This is a genomic window from Azospirillum argentinense (assembly GCF_000632475.1).
GTDB lineage: Bacteria > Pseudomonadota > Alphaproteobacteria > Azospirillales > Azospirillaceae > Azospirillum > Azospirillum baldaniorum.
This window is the reverse complement of the sequence record NZ_CP007793.1, coordinates 685,824-699,829: the sequence shown is the minus strand read 5'-3', so window position 1 is coordinate 699,829 and position 14,006 is coordinate 685,824. Positions and strand designations below refer to the sequence as shown.

Here is a 14,006-nt window from a genome sequence, read left to right as displayed (position 1 = left end):
AATGATGATTGAGAATGGGAGACTGAGAATGACCGTCGTGCGTTGGAGCCGCCGTTTGGTTCTGGGTGCAATGGGTGCCGCGGCCCTGGCGCTGGCCGGGACGCCCGCCGCCGAGGCGCAGGGGCTGGAGAAGACCTCCATCGGCGTGCTGGCGCTGGCCTCCTCCGGCCCGATCTTCATCGCCAAGTCCAAGGGCTATTTCGAGAAGGAAGGGCTGGACGTCGACCTGAAGATGTTTACCTCGGCCCAGCAGGTGCCGGTGGCCGTGGCCTCGGGCGACGTCGATTTCGGCGTCACCGGCCTGACGGCGGGCTTCTACAACCTCGCCGCCAAGGGTGCCGTCACCATGATCGCCGCGCAGAGCCGCGACGAGCCGGGCTTCCAGCTCAGCGCCTATGTGGCGACCAAGGCGGCGTACGACGCCGGGCTGACCAAGCCGGCGGACCTCAAGGGCAAGCGCATCGCCATCACCACGGTGGGCTCGACCTTCCATTACATGGTCGGCCTGCTCGGCCAGAAGCACGGCTTCACGGTCAAGGACGTGACCATGGTGGCGATGCAGGACGTGCCGAAGATGGTCGCCGCCTTCAAGGGCGGTCAGGTGGACGCGGTGATCGCCCCGGTGACGGTGGCCCGCCAGCTCGCCGCCGAAGGCTCCGGCACCATCCTGGGCTGGGTCGGCGATGAGACGCCGTGGCAACTCGGCGCCCTCTTCACCAGCCCGAAGACCGTCGCCCAGCGCCGCCCGCTGGCCGAGAAGTTCGTCAGCGCCTATCTGACCGGGCTGGCCGAATACCACGCCGCCTTCAACGCCAAGGACGCTTCGGGCGCCGTGGTGAAGGGCCCCGGCTACGACGAGCTTCTGGCGATCATCGCCGAGGCGACGAAGCAGAAGCCCGAGGTCGTCGCCGCCGGCCTGCCCTATGTCGAGCCGAAGGGCAAGCTGCTGGTCGACGACGTCGTCAATCAGGTGAAGTTCTGGCAGTCCGAAGGTCAGGTGGACAAGGCGCTGGACGCCAAGTCCGTCATGGACCTGACCTTCGTCAAGTAAGTTGCTCGCCAAACCCCTCTCCCGCCCCGGGAGAGGGGACGTAGGGTTCAGCGCTTGCCCGGTCCGTAGACCTTCGGCTGGGAGAAGTTGATATGGTCGAGAAGCTCCTGCGTCGGACAGCCGTCCACCGGGAGCTTCGCGGCCTTCTGATAGGCGCGGATGGCGGAGCGGGTGTTGGGGCCGATCTTCCCGTCGATCACGCCTGGACGGAAGCCCTGCTCGGTCAGGGTCTTCTGGATTCCTTCCACATAGGCGAAGTACATGTCCGGCGTCATCGAGTCCGTCGGACAGGCGGCATAGGCCGGCGCCGCGAAGGCCGTGGCGGCGAGGAAGGCGGCGAACAGGCTGCGGTTCATGGTCTCTCTCCGTTTCTTGTTGCGGAGATCAACAACGCAGAGGCCGCGTTTCTTCCCAAGGGATAAAATTAGGGGGCGCCTTTGCCCCCTCCCCGGCCCTCCCCCGCTATCGCAGGGGAGGGAGATTATCCCCTCCACCGCAAAGCGGGGAAGGACTAGGGAGGGGGCAAGCGCAACCTCACGCAGCCGCGTCGTCGCTCTGCCCCTTAAGCCGGGCGGCCAGTGCGGCTTCCAGGAACATGTCCAGGTCGCCGTCCAGCACCGCCTGGCTCTGCGAGGTCTCCACCTCGGTCCGCAGGTCCTTCACCATCTGGTAGGGGTGCAGGACGTAGGAGCGGATCTGGTGGCCCCAGCCGATGTCGCTCTTGGTCGCCTCAAGGGCAGCGGCGGCGTCCTCGCGGATCTTCAGCTCCCGCTCGTACAGGCGGGCGCGCAGCATGTCCCACGCCTTGGCGCGGTTTTTGTGCTGCGAGCGCTCCTGCTGGCAGGCCACCACGATGCCGGTGGGCAAGTGGGTGATGCGGATCGCCGAGTCCGTCTTGTTGACGTGCTGGCCACCGGCGCCCGACGCCCGGAAGGTGTCGATGCGGCAGTCCTTCTCGTTGATCTCGATGTTGATCTTGTCGTCGATCACCGGAGACACCGAGACGGCGGCGAAGCTGGTCTGGCGGCGGGCCTGGCTGTCGAACGGGCTGATGCGCACCAGACGGTGCACGCCGGCCTCGGTCTTCAGCCAGCCATAGGCGTTGTGGCCGCTGATCTGCGCGGTGGCGGACTTGATGCCGGCCTCTTCGCCGGGGCTTTCCTCAAGCCACTGCGTCTTGTAGCCGTGCTGTTCCGCCCAGCGGAGGTACATGCGCATCAGCATCAGTGCCCAGTCCTGGGCCTCCGTGCCGCCAGCGCCGGCGTTCACCTCGATGAAGCAGTCGTTGGCGTCCGCCTCGCCCGAGAGCAGGCTCTCGATCTGGAGCTTCGCGGCACGGTCGCGCAGCGCGTAGAGCTGGGCCTCGGCATCGGCGACCACGGTCGCGTCGCCCTCGGCCTCGCCCATCTCGATCAGTTCCAGGCTGTCGGACAGGTCGCGCTCAAGCGCGCGGTAACCGTTCACGGAATTTTCGAGCTGGGTGCGCTCGCGCATGATGGTCTGCGCGCGGGACGGGTCGTCCCACAGCTTGGGGTCTTCGGCGTGGGCGTTCAGTTCGTCGAGACGACGCAGCGCGTTATCCCAGTCAAAGATGCCTCCTCAGCAGCGCCAGCGATTCTCTAATCTCGCCGGCGGCCGCTTCGATCTCGGCCCGCATCGCAGTGCCTCCTCGTCAGCCAGAGTTGAACCAGTGTCTTGGCCCTTATGTAGCGGGTTGGGAGCGGCGTTGCACCCTCTTATTCCACAGCCTCCCCGGCTTCCGCGACGCTGGACCAGACCGGAACGGTAACCCGCCGGAGCGCCACGCCGTCACAGGGACAGCTGGGCAACCCACTCGGATGAAACCGTTTTTGCGCCGCAAAACCACTTTCGCGGCGCGAATAAGTGGCAGCCCCCCGTGATAGCGTCACCGACGTTCGTGCCCGTCATTCGACGGGCGCGGGCTGTCGGCGCCCCCGTTTCCCAACAACAATAGCGTGGCCCCCCGATGAACTTCACCAGCCTGGGGTTCCTGCTGTTCATCACGGCCTTCACGGCGGGCTTTATGATGCTCGCCAGGACGCGGCTGTTCACGCCGCTGCTGCTGGTGTCCAGCTACATCTTCTACGGCTTCTGGGATTACCGCTTCTGCTTGCTGCTCGCCGGCACGACGCTGCTCGACTTCTATTGCGGCCTGCGCATCGCCGACGCGCCGAACCGGGCCACCGCGCGCATCTTCATGCAGATCAGCGTGGCGACCAATCTGGCGATCCTGTTCTTTTTCAAATACTTCAACTTCTTCATCGACAGCGCGCAGGTGGCGCTGGCCTCGCTCGGCCTCGACGTCGGTCACCGCACGCTGTCCATCATCCTGCCGGTCGGCATTTCCTTCTACACCTTCCAGAATCTCAGCTACACGCTGGACCTCTATCTCGGCCATCTGGAGAAGCCGGAGCGGTCGCTGCTGCGCTACGCGACCTTCGTCGCCTTCTTCCCGCAGCTCGTCGCCGGGCCGATCGTCCGGGCGCGCGACCTGCTGCCCCAGATCCAGAACGGTCCCCGCCAGGATGTCAGCTTTGCCTTCCGCTTCGCCGGGCTGGAGAAGATCATCTGGGGCTATTTCCTCAAGCTTGGTCTGGCCGACAACGCCGCCGCCGTGGTCGACGCGCGATTCGCCCAGCCTGAGTTCTTCAACGCGCTGAACCACGTCATCGGGCTGATCTGCTTCTCGCTCCAGATCTACGGCGACTTCGCCGGCTACTCGCTGATCGCCATCGGTCTGGCGCAGATCTTCGGCTACACGCTCTGCCAGAACTTCGCCCGCCCCTACTTCGCCTTGGGCGTGAAGGACTTCTGGCGGCGCTGGCACATCTCGCTGTCCACATGGTTCCGCGACTATGTCTACATCCCGATGGGCGGCGGACGCACCCACTGGCTGCGCATCCGCAACCTGACCATCGTGATGCTGGTGTCCGGCCTGTGGCACGGCGCCGCCTGGACCTTCGTCCTGTGGGGCGCCATGCACGCCACCCTGATGGCGGCGGAGGACGGCCTGCGCTGGCTGGCCAAGCGCAGCCCGCTGCGGCTGAGCGGCGCGCCGCTGGTGGCGGGCAAGCTGCTGACCGTCGGGCTGGTCTTCCTGCTGATCACGCTGACCTGGCTGCCCTTCCGCGCCGACGACATGCACACGGTCCGGACCATCCTGGGCATCATCGCCGAGGGCGATTTCAGCCTGCCGCGCGGCATGCAGCAGATGAGCTATCTGGTCCGCGTCGCCCTGTTCGGCCTCGTCGTGCTGATGATCGACGCGATGATCGAGTTCGGCGCCGGCCGCCGCTACGCCGGGGTGAACGTCGTGGTCCGCTCCGCCGGCTGCGCCACGCTGATCCTGATGCTCCTGCTCTTCGGCAACTTCGCCAACCGATCCTTCATCTATTTCCAGTTCTGAGGGAGCCCGAACCATGATCCGCCTTTTGGCCGTCGTCGGACTGATCCTGGGCATGGTGGTCGCCATGGACCGCGCGGTGGCGTCCTGGATGGGCGACACGCTCCTCCAGTCGTCGGACCGCTTCATGACCGTCTATCGCAACGGGCCGCCCGCCGACGTGGTGATCCTGGGCAACTCCCGCGCCGACAACCACTTTCCGGTGGAGGAGGTGCAGGCGCTGACCTGCGGCCGGGTGCTGAACCTGGGCATGGGCGGCGCCCCTACCACGGTCGGCGACCTGCTGTGGGAGGATTATCTGGACCGGCACGGCGCCCCCCGCCTGCTGCTGGTCGAGCCGACGAGCGTGGTCGACGATCCCAAGGCGCTCGCCGACCTGCCGCTGCTGGCCTACTACTCGGAGCGGGTGGACGGCTTCATCCGGCAGGTCGACGCCACCATGTGGGCCTCCAACAAGCTGTTCAACACGCTGATCTTCAACAACAACCAGACGATCCGGCTGGCCTTCGACGGGCTGCACCCGACCGGCGACCGGACGCTGAGCGGCACCATGTCGCCCTTCCTCAAGGCCCAGCTCGAAAAGGCGCCGACGGAGCGGATGGAGGGCTTCCAGCCGAACTGGGACGCGCTGGACCGCATCATCGGCACGGCGCGCGAGAAGGGCACGCGGGTCGCCGTGGTCATTACGCCCTTCTTCCCCGGCTACATCGAGAAGGTGACCAACTTCGACGCCTTCTTCGAGGATCTGAAGGCCCGCCTGCCGCCCGACGTGCCGGTCATCGACACCCGCCGCGAGGTCGAGGACGAGGCCCATTTCGTGGATGCCCTGCACATCAACCAGGAGGGGGTCCGCGTGATGCTGGCGCGGATGGAGGACCGCCTGCGCCCGCTCGCCGATTGCCCCACCGACACGGCGCCCGCCGACGCCATCGCCCAGCTCCGCCCGGACACCCACACCGCCGCGCGGCCCTGAACCTCCGCACAAAAGAAAAGCCCCGCCTCCCGAACCGGGAAGCGGGGCTTTTTTCTTGCCGAGGGAACGCGGTCAGTAGAGGCCGCCGGTCCCCACCGTCGCCGCCGAGGGCGGAGCCGCCGGAGCGCCCCAGCCACCCGGCTGCTGGGCCGCCGGGTCGCCGCCGGGCACCCCACCGGTCCAGCCGCCGTCCGCGGCGTGGGCCGAGCCGTCCAGCACCATCTGCGGCTGGTCGGGGTTCGGCTCGGTGCCGGGGATGAAGGCTTCCCAGATCGCCTTGCGCTCGCCGGGCTGGGCGAGACGCCCGTTCTCCGGGTTGACACGGACGAGGCGCAGGCCGCGCGGCACGCGGAACGGCGTGGCCGGCTGGTCCTTCAGCGCGACCTCCATCACGTCCTTGAACACCGGAACCGCCGCCGAGCCGCCGGTTTCGCGGGCGCCCAGCGAGCGCGGCTGGTCGAAGCCGATGTAGGTGCCGACGACGAGGTCGGGCGAGAAGCCCATGAACCACGCGTCGTGGCTGTCGTTGGTCGTGCCGGTCTTGCCGGCCAGCGGCTTGCCCAGCGACAGCAGCTTCGTCGCCGTGCCGCGCTGGACGACGCCCTCCAGCATGGAGACCATCTGGTAGACGGTGCGCGGGTCGTTCACCTGCTCCCGCGTGTCGGCGACGGCGGGAACGGTCAGCCCGTCGCTCCAGGCCACTTGGTTGCAGGAGGCGCAGGGGCGCGTGTCGTGGCGGAAGACGGTCTTGCCGTTGCGGTCCTGCACCCGGTCGATGAAGGTCGGGCTCACCCGCTTGCCGCCGTTGGCCAGCATGGCGTAGGCGGTGGCGAGGCGCAGCACCGTCGTCTCACCCGCGCCGAGCGACATCGGCAGGTAGGGCTGGAGGTTGTCGGTGATGCCGAAATTCTCGGCCACCGCCTTCACCTTGTCCATGCCGACGGCCTGGGCCAGACGGACGGTCATGACGTTCCGCGACTTCTCGATGCCGGCGCGCAGCGGCGTCGGGCCGTAGAACTCGTGGCTGTAGTTCTCCGGCCTCCAGATCGGCTGGCCGTGGCCGGGGTCGTATTCGAACGGCGCGTCCATCACCAGCGAGGACGGGGTGAAGCCCTGGTTCAGCGCCGTCAGATAGACGAAGGGCTTGAAGGAGGAGCCCGGCTGCCGCATCGCCTGGGTGGCACGGTTGAAGGAACTCATGTGCGGCGAGAAGCCGCCGACCATGGCGAGCACGCGGCCGGTGTGCGGGTCGAGCGCGACCAGACCGCCCTGCACCGCCGGGACCTGACGCAGCGCGTAGGTGCCCGCCGGCGGCTCCTTGCCCTTCTCGTCCTTGCCGGCGGCCTCGACCAGGATCAGGTCGCCCAGCTTGGCGACGTCGGAGGGGCGGCGGATTTCCGGGCCGAGCCGGTTGTCGTCGCGCTGCGCCCGCGCCCAGCGCAGCTCGGCCAGCGGCACGCGGCCGCGCGAGCCGTCCGGCAGACCGATGTCGAGCGCCGCCGCCTCGTCGTCTTTCAGCACCACCGCCAGATGCCAGCCCTCGGACCCCGGAGGCGGCGCCATGGAGGCGAGCTTCTTCGCCCAGTTGTCGAAATTCTCCATCTTGCCGACCGGCCCGCGGTAGCCGTGGCGGCGGTCGTACTGCACCAGCCCGGTGCGCAGCGCCTTGGTCGCCGCCTGCTGGAGCACCGGGTCCATCGAGGCGCGGACCGACAGGCCGCCCTCGTAGAGCGCCTGCTCGCCGTAGAGCTTCACCAGCTCGCGCCGGACCTCCTCGGCGAAATACTCCGACGTCACATACTCCTGCTCGTCGCGCTTGCGCACGACCAGGGGCTTGGACTGGGCGATCCTGGCCTCTTCCGGGGTGATGTGCCCGTCCTCGGCCATGCGCCCGATCACCCAGTTGCGCCGCGCGATGGCGGCGTCGCGCTGGCGTTCCGGGTGATAGTTGCTGGGTGCCTTGGGCAGGGCCGCCAGATAGGCCGCCTCCTCGATGTCCAGCTCGTCCAGCGCCTTGTTGAAGTAGTTCAGCGCCGCCGCCGCCACGCCGTAGGAGCGGTATCCCAGGAAGATCTCGTTCAGATACAACTCGAGGATGCGGTCCTTGCTGAAGGCCCGCTCGATGCGGACCGCCAGGATCGCCTCCTTGATCTTGCGCGAGAAGGACACCTCGTTGGTCAGCAGCATGTTCTTGGCGACCTGCTGCGTGATCGTCGAGGCGCCCATCGGCCGGCGGTCGCGGCCGAGATTCTCCACGTTGGTCAGGATGGCGCGGGCGATGCCGACGGGGTCGATGCCCTTGTGGTCGTAGAAATTCTTGTCCTCGGCGGACAGGAAGGCGTTGGTCACGCGCTTCGGCATGGCGTCGATGGGGACGAACACGCGCTTTTCCGACGCGAACTCCGCCAGCAGGCGTCCGTCGCCCGCATGGACGCGGGTGGTCACCGGCGGTTCGTAGTTGGCGAGCTTGGTGTAGTCCGGCAGTTCGTGATCGTAATGGTCCAGCATGTAGACCAGCCCCCCCGCCCCGGCCAGGGCGAGGATCACGATGGCCATCAGGGCGGACAGAATAAAGCGCATGACGGTTCCCAGACAGGCATGGCGGCGGTCCCGCCGCCTTCGTCCGGGACAGAGACCGGGAAGACGCGGAACCATCCGATGGGCGGCATCCTACACCGCGAGGGGCGGCAGTCCGACTCCCTCGCAGCCATGTCAGGAAAATGTGACGGCCACAAGGCGCTTGCAAGAAAGTGGTGACCGGGCGACGCGTATGCCCGACCGCCTCCGCCCGCATGGCTGCACCGGGCAACGGTGCCCGGCGCGGCCGACTTCGCTTCACCCGAACCTCAGCTCTTCTGCGCCCCGGTCAGCCATTTGAAATAAGCGTCGATGGTGCGGACCATGCCGCGGCCGAGCTTCTCGCGGTGGGCCGACTTGCTCAGCAAGCTGACGTCCTGCGGGCTCGACAGGTAGCCCATCTCGACCAGCGCGGACGGCATGTCCGGCGCGGTCAGCACGGCGAAGCCGGCCTGACGGTGCGGCTTGTTGGGGATCAGCTTGACCTCGCGGCCGAGATGCTCCAGCGCCATGTTGGCGAAGCGCTTGGAGTGGTTCATCGTGTCGCGCTGGGCGAGGTCGATCAGGATCGAGGCCACCAGATCGTTCTCGGAGGACAGGTCCATGCCGGCCAGCGCATCGGCCCGGTTCTCCTTGGCGGCCAGCATCTCCGCCTCGCGGTCGGACGCCCGGTCGGACAGGGTGTAGATGGACAGACCGCGCATGTTGGCGGAGCCGATGCTGTCGGCGTGCAGCGAGAGGAACAGGTCCGCGTTGGCCTCCCGCGCGATGGCGACGCGGTCGCGCAGGCGGATGAACACGTCCTTGTCGCGGGTCAGCCGCACCCGGTAGCGGCCCGACCCTTCCAACTGGCGCTTCAGCTCCCGCGCCATCGCCAGCGTGATGTCCTTCTCATAGACCCCGCCAACCCCGACCGCGCCGGGATCGACGCCGCCATGGCCGGGATCGACCACGACCATCGGCTTTTCCGGCACCGGCGCCGCCCGCGGCGGGACCGGCGGCGGCAGGGCCGCGGCGACCGGCACGATGGGGTCCCTCTTCGCCGGCGGGCGGACCGCCTCGCGGCTCACCGACGCGGTGGCCGTGGTGGCGGCGACCGGGGCGGAGGCGGCGAACTGCGCCGGGGTGGTGCGGGCGATGTCGAGGACGAAGCGCGGCTTGAAGCCGTCGCGCGGCGGGATGAGGTAGGACTCGACCACCCGCGCCGGGCCATCGGTCTCCACCACGAGGCGGGAGGCGCCGCCGTCGCGCCCCTCGAAGCGGTAGCGGGCGACCACGCCCTTGCCCGCCATCACCGTGTTGCCGCCCGGCCAGCTCACGTCCGGCAGATCGATCACGACGCGGTAGGGCGAGCCGTGCACCGACACGGTGAAGGGAACCGAGTCGGTCAGCTCCAGCACCAGCCGCGTCTTGTCGGGATGCAGGCCGAGCCGCGCGTTCAGGACGGACACCCGCTCCTGTACCGGCGGCGGAAAGGGCAGCGCCGCGGTGGTCTGGGCCTGCGCCGGGGCGCACGGCAGGGCGACCGCCCCCAGAAGGGCGCCCAGCGCAGCGACAATCGCGAGCAATCGGGGCATCCGTTCCACCAGAAACCACAAACCGGCAAAGCCAGCGGTCAGCTATAGCGCAGCGAAATCAAGGCGCTCAACGGTGGTTTCCGGGGCCGTGGCGGAATTGTCGGCGAGGGTGCCGTTCGTGCAACACTGCCCTGCTTCGCCCCCATCCCGGTGGAATGCCGCCGAACCGGATGCGACGGACCGCAACTTTCGCCGAATTCCACGTTGTGCATGGTTTCGTGCTTGTCTATGGTAGCTCTGCGACATACCGCGACCCACCAGCCCACTCTTCCGAGAGGTTTCTCTTTGGGGTGACTGTGGGCGTCGCCCGCGGACCCCCACGGCCGAAATTTACATCATCGGGCGCGGTCCGGGGCGTGACGCTTCTGGGTTGCCGGTGGATTGGGACGAAACCTCGAAGCTGGTGCCGGCCGCAAGGCCGTAACCCGGAGGCCGAAGCCCGACCCGTCCTGGCTGCTTCGTCAGCGCCGTTCGACGGGTTAGGGGCCGGTTCCGCAGGCTTCGCTCACAACGATGACGTGCCCCGGCGGCTTGACCGTCGCGCGGGCGGCCTGGGGCGTCATGGGGATCTTGTATGGCCAAGCGCATGCTGGTGGACGCCACGCACCCGGAGGAAACCCGGGTTGCCGTGGTCAATGGGAACAGACTCGAAGACCTCGACTTCGAAATCGCCACCCGGAAGCAACTCAAGGGCAACATTTACCTTGCCAAGGTGACCCGGGTCGAGCCGTCGCTCCAGGCGGCCTTCGTGGAATATGGCGGGAACCGCCACGGCTTCCTCGCCTTCTCGGAAATCCATCCCGACTATTACCGCATCCCGATCGCCGACCGTGAGGCCCTGCTGGCCGAGGAGCGCCGGCTGGAGGAGCAGGCCGAGGCCCGCGCCGAGGCCGCCGCCGACGGCGCCGTGATGGCCGAGCCGATCCGCCCGGATGTGGTGGTCGAGGAAAACTCCCCGATGCCGGGCTCCTACGCCGAGGCCGAGGGCGACGGGTTCGAGGGCGACATCCCGGCTTTCGCCACGGACGCCGGTTCGGATGGCGGTTCGGACGAGGCCGCGGATTCGGACGAGGCTCCGGAAGGCGCCGCTCCGGCCGAAAGCCCGGACGTCATCGGCGGGGACGAGGTCGAGGAGGCCCACCGCCGCCGCGCCCGCCCGCTGCGCAGCTACAAGATCCAGGAAGTCATCAAGCGCCGGCAGGTCATGCTGGTCCAGGTGACCAAGGAGGAGCGCGGCAACAAGGGCGCGGCGCTGACCACCTACCTGTCGTTGCCGGGCCGCTACTGCGTGCTGATGCCCAACACGGGCCGCGGCGGCGGGATTTCCCGCAAGATCACCAACCCCGCCGACCGCAAGCGCCTGAAGGAGATCCTGTCCGATCTCGACATTCCGGAAGGCATGGCGGTCATCCTGCGCACCGCGGGGCTGGAACGCTCCAAGCAGGAAATCAAGCGCGACCTCGAATATCTGCTGCGCCTGTGGGACGACATCCGCGTCCAGACGCTGAAGTCCTCCGCGCCCTGCCTCATCTATGAGGAGGCGAACCTCATCAAGCGCTCGATCCGCGATCTCTACACCGACGACATCGACGAGATCTGGGTGGAGGGCAGCGCCGGCTTCAACACCGCGCGCGACTTCATGCGCATGATGATGCCGAGCCACAGCAAGCGCGTCATGCAGTACCAGGACGACACGATTCCGCTGTTCCACCGCTATCAGGTGGAAACGCAGATCGACGCGATCCACAGCCCGGTCGTGCAGCTCCGCTCCGGCGGCTACATCGTCATCAACCCGACCGAGGCGCTGGTTTCCATCGACGTCAACTCGGGCAAGTCGACGCGCGAGCGCAACATCGAGGAAACGGCCTACAAGACCAACCTCGAAGCCGCCGACGAGGTGGCGCGCCAGCTCCGCCTGCGCGACCTCGCGGGCCTCATCGTGATCGATTTCATCGACATGGAGGAGCCCCGCAACAACGCCGCGGTGGAGCGCCGCCTGAAGGAGGCGATGAAGAACGACCGGGCGCGCATCCAGCTCGGCCGCATCTCCGCCTTCGGCCTGCTGGAGCTGTCGCGCCAGCGCCTGCGCCCGTCGCTGCTGGAAACCAACTTCGAGCGCTGCCCGCACTGCTCCGGCACCGGCGTCATCCGCTCGGTGGAGTCCGCCTCGCTGCACGTTCTGCGCGCCATCGAGGAGGAGGGCATCCGCAAGCGGTCGTCGGAGATCACCGTCTTCGTGCCGACCCGCATCGCGCTCTACATCCTCAACCAGAAGCGCGGCGAACTGACCAAGATCGAGGACCGCTACCGGTTCCGCGTCATGGTCCAGGCCGACGACACGCTGATCGCGCCGGACCTGCGGCTTGAGCGCGTGAAGGCCCGCACGCCGGAAGACGACGTGCCGCTGGTCAGCGCCGAGCGCGTCCTGGCCGAGACCGACCGCATCCTGGCCGCCGAAGCCGAGGAGGCCGAGGAGGAGGCGCCCGTCGTCGAGGCCGCCGAGGTCGCCGGGGCCGAGGTCACGGAACGCGCCGACGCCGCCGGGGAAAGCGAGGGCGACCGCCGCCGCCGCCGCCGCCGCCGCCGTGGCCGCGGGCGTGACCGCGAGGATGGCCGCGCGCCGTTCGGCGAGTCCGCCGAAGCGTCCGACGAGGCGACCGAGGGCGACGAGATCGAAGCGGAGGCCGCCGCCGACGCCGACATCGACGAGACGGCGGTCGACGAGGAAGCGATCGAGCGCGCCCAGATCGACGCTCCGGAGTTCGTCATCAACGATGTCGATGTTGGCCCCGCCCACATCGAGGACGACGAGGACGAGGACGCCGACTTGGCCGCCTCCGAAGCGGACGACGGCGCCGACGCCTTCGAGACGAACGGTGACGCCAATGGCGAGCGCAAGAAGCGCCGCCGCGGCAAGCGCGGTGGTCGCCGGCGGTCCCGCCAGCGCGAGGGCCTGGAGGCCGGCGAGGGTCTGCCCGCCGCCGAATCGGACGATGGCGTCGAGGGCGAGGCGGACGCCGAGTCCTTCCCGACCGCCGTCGAGGCCGGCCGCGCCGTCAACCCGCCGGAACTGCCGGCGGACATGGAACCGGTCGAGTTCGACTGGGTCCTGACCAGCGCGGTGGCCGCCGAGGCGGCTCCGGAAACTGCGGCGGACACCGCCGCGGAGGTTCCGGCCGCCGAGGAAGCCGCCCCGGTGGCCGAGGAGGCTCCGGCCCGCAAGCCGCGCCGTGGCCGCGCCAAGGCGACCGCCGCCGAGGCCGCCGAAGTGGTGACCGCAGAGCCGGAAGCGGCCCCCGCCGCCAAGCCGAAGCGCGCCACGAAGGGCACCGCCAAGGGTGGCAAGGCCGCGGCGAAAGCCGCCGCTCCGGAGGAAACCGCTCCGCCGCCGGCCAAGCCGTCGCGCAGCCGCAAGGCGAAGACCGCGGCCGTCGAGGCGGCGCCCGCTCCGGCCCCGGTCGCTGCTCCGGTCGCCGAGGAGGCGAAGAAGCGCCCGGCGCGCAAGCGCAAGACCGCGGCGGACGCTCCCGCCGAGGCCGCGCCCGCTCCGGCCCCGGTCGCTGCTCCGGTCGCCGAGGAGGCGAAGAAGCGCCCGGCGCGCAAGCGCAAGACCGCGGCGGACGCCCCCGCCGAGGCCGCGCCCGCCCCGGCGGTCAGCGAAGCGCCGGCGGCTCCGGCCCCGGCCAATGAGCCGGCCAGCGCCAGCGCCGCCCCGGAGGCCAAGCCGCGCCGGGGTTGGTGGAGCCGCTAAGCGCGCGCTTTATCGCCGTAAAGACTGGAAAAGGCGCCTCGCGGCGCCTTTTCCTTTTCCTGAGAACCGCGAAGGGTCCCGACCATGAGCAAGGCCTTCACCCGGGAGAACGACTCCGCCCCCGACGACGACGAGGCCGACGATCCCAAACCCTTGCCCAAGGGCGTGAAGAACTACATGACGCCCGAAGGCTTCCAGCGCATGCAGGAGGAGTTGCGCTCGCTGCTGCGCGTCGAGCGTCCAAAGGTGGTCGAGGTGGTGTCCTGGGCCGCCGGCAACGGCGACCGTTCGGAAAACGGCGACTACATCTACGGCAAGAAGCGCCTGCGCGAGATCGACCGGCGCATCCGCTTCCTGACCAAGCGCCTGGAATCGGCGGAGGTGGTCGATCCCACGCTTCAGAAGAACCGCGACCGCGTGTACTTCGGCGCCACCGTCACCTACGCGCGGGAGGACGGGACGGAGAACACCGTCACCATCGTTGGCGCCGACGAGGTGGACATGGACCGCGCCCATGTGAGCTGGATTTCGCCCATCGCCCGCGCCCTGCTGAAGGCGCAGGAGGGCGACGTGGTGGACCTGCGCACCCCCGCCGGGCTGGAGCAGATCGAGGTCGTCGCCATCCGCTATCCGGGTGACGCGGCGTAAGGAAG

General features: G+C 68.6%; 9 protein-coding genes. 5 read left to right on the top strand and 4 right to left on the bottom strand.

The annotated features are described in order from the left end of the window. The first annotated feature begins 28 nt into the window (after window positions 1–28). The gene (locus ABAZ39_RS03270) at window positions 29–1,051 is read left to right on the top strand and encodes an ABC transporter substrate-binding protein (RefSeq protein WP_051657778.1); all 1,023 of its coding nucleotides are present in this window, start codon (window positions 29–31) and stop codon (window positions 1,049–1,051) included. Window positions 1,052–1,098: 47 nt separating this feature from the next. Here the strand turns inward: ABAZ39_RS03270 and ABAZ39_RS03265 are convergent, their stop codons facing one another. Both ABAZ39_RS03265 and prfB read right to left on the bottom strand, forming a co-directional pair. Then, entirely contained in the window at window positions 1,099–1,407 is a 309-nt protein-coding gene (locus ABAZ39_RS03265; protein ID WP_038526709.1) for a peptidoglycan-binding domain-containing protein, read from the bottom strand. A 178-nt stretch (window positions 1,408–1,585) separates the two neighbouring features. Next, a protein-coding gene (gene prfB, locus ABAZ39_RS03260) for a peptide chain release factor 2 (RefSeq protein WP_103041137.1) occupies window positions 1,586–2,708 on the bottom strand; the annotation gives its coding sequence in 2 pieces (ribosomal slippage) (window positions 1,586–2,638 and window positions 2,640–2,708; 1,122 coding nt in all). A 330-nt stretch (window positions 2,709–3,038) separates the two neighbouring features. Between prfB and ABAZ39_RS03255 the strand changes: the two genes are divergently transcribed. Both ABAZ39_RS03255 and ABAZ39_RS03250 read left to right on the top strand, forming a co-directional pair. Beyond that, window positions 3,039–4,478 (top strand): MBOAT family O-acyltransferase, encoded by a 1,440-nt coding sequence (locus ABAZ39_RS03255; RefSeq protein WP_038526703.1) that lies wholly within the window; start codon window positions 3,039–3,041, stop codon window positions 4,476–4,478. A gap of 13 nt (window positions 4,479–4,491) precedes the next feature. Continuing rightward, window positions 4,492–5,448 carry an SGNH/GDSL hydrolase family protein gene (locus tag ABAZ39_RS03250; protein WP_038526700.1) on the top strand — a complete coding sequence of 319 codons (957 nt, stop codon included), beginning with the start codon at window positions 4,492–4,494 and terminating at the stop codon, window positions 5,446–5,448. Window positions 5,449–5,520: 72 nt separating this feature from the next. Here ABAZ39_RS03250 and ABAZ39_RS03245 read toward each other — a convergent pair whose 3' ends face one another. After that, complete coding sequence (locus ABAZ39_RS03245; RefSeq protein WP_144243455.1) at window positions 5,521–8,028, bottom strand: penicillin-binding protein 1A; 2,508 nt, start codon at window positions 8,026–8,028, stop codon at window positions 5,521–5,523. Window positions 8,029–8,294: 266 nt separating this feature from the next. After that, the gene (locus ABAZ39_RS03240) at window positions 8,295–9,602 is read right to left on the bottom strand and encodes an N-acetylmuramoyl-L-alanine amidase (RefSeq protein WP_247875066.1); all 1,308 of its coding nucleotides are present in this window, start codon (window positions 9,600–9,602) and stop codon (window positions 8,295–8,297) included. A 574-nt stretch (window positions 9,603–10,176) separates the two neighbouring features. On the opposite strand from ABAZ39_RS03240, the gene ABAZ39_RS03235 reads away from it, so the two are divergent. Beyond that, a complete protein-coding gene (locus ABAZ39_RS03235) occupies window positions 10,177–13,353 on the top strand; it encodes an Rne/Rng family ribonuclease (RefSeq protein ID WP_038526694.1) in 3,177 nt (1,058 codons plus the stop codon). Between the two features lie 84 nt (window positions 13,354–13,437). Next, window positions 13,438–14,001, top strand: coding sequence for a transcription elongation factor GreB (greB, locus tag ABAZ39_RS03230; protein WP_038526691.1), 564 nt, complete (start codon window positions 13,438–13,440; stop codon window positions 13,999–14,001). The last annotated feature ends 5 nt before the right edge of the window (window positions 14,002–14,006 follow it).

Bases quoted from the DNA above. Each gene is read 5' to 3' on its own strand.
- ABAZ39_RS03240 (WP_247875066.1), bottom strand. From the start codon at position 9,602: ATGCCCCGATTGCTCGCGATTGTCGCTGCGCTGGGCGCCCTTCTGGGG.
- ABAZ39_RS03235 (WP_038526694.1), top strand. From the start codon at position 10,177: ATGGCCAAGCGCATGCTGGTGGACGCCACGCACCCGGAGGAAACCCGG.
- ABAZ39_RS03245 (WP_144243455.1), bottom strand. From the start codon at position 8,028: ATGCGCTTTATTCTGTCCGCCCTGATGGCCATCGTGATCCTCGCCCTG.
- ABAZ39_RS03255 (WP_038526703.1), top strand. From the start codon at position 3,039: ATGAACTTCACCAGCCTGGGGTTCCTGCTGTTCATCACGGCCTTCACG.
- greB (WP_038526691.1), top strand. From the start codon at position 13,438: ATGAGCAAGGCCTTCACCCGGGAGAACGACTCCGCCCCCGACGACGAC.
- ABAZ39_RS03250 (WP_038526700.1), top strand. From the start codon at position 4,492: ATGATCCGCCTTTTGGCCGTCGTCGGACTGATCCTGGGCATGGTGGTC.
- ABAZ39_RS03265 (WP_038526709.1), bottom strand. From the start codon at position 1,407: ATGAACCGCAGCCTGTTCGCCGCCTTCCTCGCCGCCACGGCCTTCGCG.
- ABAZ39_RS03270 (WP_051657778.1), top strand. From the start codon at position 29: ATGACCGTCGTGCGTTGGAGCCGCCGTTTGGTTCTGGGTGCAATGGGT.